We start from the raw sequence: 2,676 nt of genomic DNA on the forward strand, positions 1-2,676 counted from the left end.
TGTCAACAGCGAAAGGAGGAGTCCCAGGGCGCTGCCCTGGACCCGTCGGGGGGGGGATAATCCCCCCCGAACCCCCGTATGGCTTGAAACGCTCCGGATCCGGATAGTCGAGGGAGGGAAGGGGAGGCGTCATGAACCATTCCGCAGGGGTGATATGTATAGAAAATCGCCTTTTCCATACATATCACACGCCATTTGTATAGCAAACCGGGATTTGTCCTATCTGTCCCTCGGCGGGTTGCGCAGAGGGGCGTCGGCAACGTGCCGGGGGGATTGCTGAAATCCCCCCGGACGGGTGAGGAAGCGACTTCAGGGAGGAGGTGGGGGCAGCAGGGCTTTCTGCTGATCCATCTGTTTTTGCGGTCCCAGGGGCGGAGGGGGAGCGCCCGCGCCGCCACCCAGGCCACCACTGCCGACCCCCGGTGCGCCCGTCATACCCGGCATACCCATGGGAGGGGGCTGCATGCCGGGGCCACCCGCGCCACCCGGGCCCCCTTGTCCACCACCGGGGCCTTGTCCACCGCCGGGGCCTTGTCCACCGCCGGGGCCTTGTCCGCCGGGGCCTTGTCCGGAACCGCCCTGTCCACCGCCGCCCGGACGACCGCCGCCGCGTTGGAAGCGTTCCATGTTGACGGGATGGGGGGTGATTTGCGGAGCCAGTGCCGAGCTGCTGGCGATGGCGCTCTGTCCGGCCAGGATGTCCAGGCTGCCCCCCTGGTTGGTCAGGGAGACGATGCCTTCCGCCACGGTGACGTGCAGCGACTTGTCCATCACTGAATAGAACTCGGTGCCGCGAACGCCCAACGCGCCCACCTTGGTGTTCACCTGGAACTCCTTGGGGGTCTGTTTGCCGATCAGGCCGGTGAGGGCGTGCATGGCTCCGCCCACCAGATTGAAGACCGCCTTCTGGGACTTCTGGTCCTGGGGGGAGAACTGGTAGTCGTCGATGGCGAACTGGGTATCGTCGTGAAGGGAGAGGGTCATGTTATCGGTGAACTGGAGCTGGGTTTGCCCCTTGCCGGTGATGACCGTATCTCCCGGATACAACAGGGAGCCGCGTTGCAGGGGGCGGGCATCGGGTTTGCCTTTGGAGGTGGCGGAAACCTCGCCCGCCGCCACCAGCACTTTGGCGGCATGGGCGGGATCGGCTCCCGCCGTGGCGGGGGCGAGCCAGAGCAGCGCCAGGAAGGCGATGAAATACCGTGAAAGCGAACCGGCAGTGGTCATGGTCCTTACTCCGATCGTAATCCTGGTCAGGGGTCGATATCCCAGCGCAGGGTGAGGGTCGTCAGGGTGCGATTATATTTGAAAAGCATCAGATTGGAGTCGTTATCCACGAAGTAGACTCCCGGCACCAGGTGCCAGTCACGGGAGAACTCCCAGTCGACGGTGGTGTTGATGGTGCTTTGCAGGTCTTTGCGGGGTTGGAAATAGTAGGGATCGACGCTTTCGTAAAGGCGTTTTTCGAAGCTTGCGGATCCGTTCAGGGAGACTTTGTCCGCCAGGGGGTATTTGCCGCCCAGATTGAAGCCCCAGAGGTCGTGGGCGGAGGAGAGGGAGGCGGTTTTTTTGGCGGCTTCATGGCCGATGTAGGCCCCGTAGTGGCCGTTCCAGGAGGCATCGGGGGCTTCGAGATGATGGCTGGTTCCGATGGCGAACCGCTCGGTATTGTAGCTGGCGGAGCCCGGATAGGTGTAGTTCAGGTATTGCAGATAGGAGCTGAGGTAACTGTTTTGGGTGAGGGGGTGCTGCCAGGTGGACATGGCGCCCCAGTAGGTGCGGGTCAGGGTTTCGTCGAGCCAGTAGGCCTGGGAGAGGCCGGTCAGGGAGATGGTTTCGCTGCCGATCTGGTGGGCCACGCCCAGCATGCCGGTGGTGTAGGTTTCCTGGAGATCGGCGCGGCGGTACTGGAGTCCCTGGCTGAGATTGGCGCCTCCCGTCAGGTAGGTGTGTTCGCCGACGGGGGTTTGGAACAGGCCGGTGCCGGAGAGGGTGTTTACCCAGTCGTTCGCCTTGGAGGAGGTGCCCAGGGAGACGGGGGAGCTGGATACGGAGGGGATCAGGATCATGTCCATGGCCGGCCCGGAGGCGGCATTGGTGTCGTATCCCAGGCTGGCTTGCAGGTTTCCGGCGAAGCGGGTGCCTCGTCGGGAGGCGCGTTCGGCGCGTTTGTTCGCTTCCCGTTCCGCCTCGTCGAGTTCGAGGCGCAGTTTGGCCACCTCGCGTTGCAGGGAGGGGGAGAGGGCAAGGGTGTTGGCCTGGTCCAGATGGGTGCGGGCCTGGGCGCGATCGTTGCGTTTGGCCAGCAGGCGGGCTGTCAGCAGATGGGCGCGGGCATTCTCTTTTTCCACCATCAGCACCCGTTCCAGGGCGAAGGCGGCGCGGTCCTTGCGGTCGGTATCCAGCCAGGCCCAGCCCAGGAGGAGGTCGAATTCGGGGTCGCCGCTTTCGCTGGTTTCGAAGGGCAGCAGTTTTTCCAGGGCTTCCTGGGCGCGTCCGCTTTCCAGCAGCACGCGCGCGGTGGTCAACGGTGGCGGATCCCCCGCCAGGGCGGGACCGCTCCCGAAAAGCGCCAGGAGGGTGAAAAGGGGCAGCAGGCCGGAATGGCGGCCAAAACGAATCATGGCATTATTCTCCTTGCCAGAATCTGTTCGGGTATACGGGGGTCCGGGGGGG

Annotated in this window: 2 protein-coding genes; both read right to left on the reverse strand. The window is 64.1% G+C overall.

Annotated elements, in window-relative coordinates; genetic code table 11:
• Positions 1-309 precede the first annotated feature (309 nt).
• Positions 310-1,227 (reverse strand): FecR domain-containing protein, encoded by a 918-nt coding sequence (locus HQL56_19500; protein MBF0311702.1) that lies wholly within the window; start codon positions 1,225-1,227, stop codon positions 310-312.
• Between the two features lie 26 nt (positions 1,228-1,253).
• Positions 1,254-2,624, reverse strand: a complete 1,371-nt coding sequence (locus tag HQL56_19505; GenBank protein MBF0311703.1) for a DUF560 domain-containing protein — start codon at positions 2,622-2,624, stop codon at positions 1,254-1,256.
• Positions 2,625-2,676: the final 52 nt, after the last annotated feature.

Source organism: Magnetococcales bacterium (assembly GCA_015231925.1).
Classification (GTDB): domain Bacteria; phylum Pseudomonadota; class Magnetococcia; order Magnetococcales; family JADGAQ01; genus JADGAQ01.